The organism is Peribacillus sp. P4_C12 (assembly GCF_056402095.1).
On record NZ_JBFUIB010000664.1, the window covers coordinates 1 to 1738 of the forward strand.

General features: G+C 31.8%; 2 protein-coding genes. Both read left to right on the plus strand.

Annotated elements, in window-relative coordinates:
• The first annotated feature begins 112 nt into the window (after positions 1-112).
• Entirely contained in the window at positions 113-604 is a 492-nt protein-coding gene (locus AC1DUW_RS27760; RefSeq protein WP_477644045.1) for a (2Fe-2S)-binding protein, read from the plus strand.
• Positions 605-646: 42 nt separating this feature from the next.
• Positions 647-1102 (plus strand): hypothetical protein, encoded by a 456-nt coding sequence (locus AC1DUW_RS27765; RefSeq protein ID WP_053346082.1) that lies wholly within the window; start codon positions 647-649, stop codon positions 1100-1102.
• The last annotated feature ends 636 nt before the right edge of the window (positions 1103-1738 follow it).

A 1738-nucleotide genomic window follows, 5' to 3' on the forward strand; every position in this document is an offset into this window, starting at 1 on the left:
GAGTATTTACCAAGTCCTATATTAAACGATATAGAAGGATCAGATGGATATAGATTATTTGTTTTAGAAAATACCCTATCTAATATTTTGTCATATTTAGGTGGTGAAGAACTTGAATAGGAACCCCACAAATCAAAGAATCACAATTAATTTAGAAATAAATAAAGAATGGTACGAGATAGATATACTGGCTTCAGATATATTGCTTGATGTACTCCGAGATAAAATCGGACTTACTGGAGCTAAACCTGGGTGTTTAAATGGGGACTGCGGGGCTTGTACTGTGATAGTGAATAATCAGCCAATAAAATCCTGTTTAATGTTAGCTATTGAGGCAATTGATACAGAAATCCTTACAATAGAAGGTCTCAAGGATACACCGATTCAAAGAGCATTTGTGGAGCATTTTGCTTTTCAATGCGGGTATTGTACATCAGGATTTATATTGATTTGTCACGCATTACTCCTTAATGACAACAATCCTAGTCCTGAAAAGATTAAAACATGGCTTTCTTCGAATATTTGTCGTTGCACCGGATATAAAGAAATTGAAGAATCAATACGTTCAGTAATAAACAATATAAAAAATCAATCAATTAAGTGACGTTTGTCAGTTTATCTGAATAAAATGCCTACATAGGGAGTGATGATATTGAATGAGACCTGTGAATTTGATACAAATAAAAAAGTAATTCACTCCTTTCAACGTAGTATCGAAATTACTTCAGCAATCCTATTATTAACCGGGCAAATCACAATCATTGGCATATTTGTAAGACCAGGCAGATTTAGTCTCTCATTAGGTGGTCCTCTTTTTGGAGGACATCGTTTAGAAGGGAAGGACCACTCGCAAGAAGGAAACCTTTTTATCGATATACTGGACATCATTATAGCTATATTATTAATCAATGATGTAATACATGTGACTGGCTTATTTGTTTCGTCTGGTGAGTTTACAATTAATGTTTCGGGTCCTATTTTTGGTTATCCTGAAGTTACTCCGGCACTGCCAATTGAAGATTATAACTTATTTAATACAATCATAACTAAGCATTATATCGTACCACCAGAATTATTAACTAATATAAGAGGGAATGAGTAAAATGTCATTAACAGATATTCCTACAGTAAAAAGTTCTAGAAACAATGCATTTCTAATAGCCCTTCCCATTATCATTTTCATATTTTTCTTCACTCAGCAAAAGTCCACAGATGTCTAAATTCATTTATAAAGGTAATACMTTAATCCTAGATAAGTGTCATCTGCTAAAAATGCTAATATAGAGAATCCTTGATACAAAAGGTGCGGGAGATAAATGAATTATTTTTAAGGTATTAAATAAATTAGATGAAACACCCGTAAAGATTAGTTCAGTATATTAAAGAGCGGAACAACAAGATAAATGAATTAGCTTTGATATCTTGAGAAAAACATAGGTTTTAATCATTTCAGAGGTGAGGCCTGATTTTTATGCTTTACCTTTTTTTTATTTGTCATATGTAAATAAATTTTTTTTGCATTGCAAGAATTCTTGATGTGGAAACATTTCGATATCAATATAAACCTAATATATTTTGGAGGTGCATGAATTAATAAAGACTTATCATAAAAAAATCCCTGAGAATGCATTTTTAAATAAGCTTAGTATAAAAAAACACAAGCATTAAATCGCAGTTAAACATAGAAATGAGATAGGGAGATTGGTAGAAATTTCATTGAGTCTCTCTATATAGAGAC

Excerpts from the sequence above, each read along its gene's own strand:
- AC1DUW_RS27765 (WP_053346082.1), top strand. The coding sequence starts at position 647 with ATGATATTGAATGAGACCTGTGAATTTGATACAAATAAAAAAGTAATT.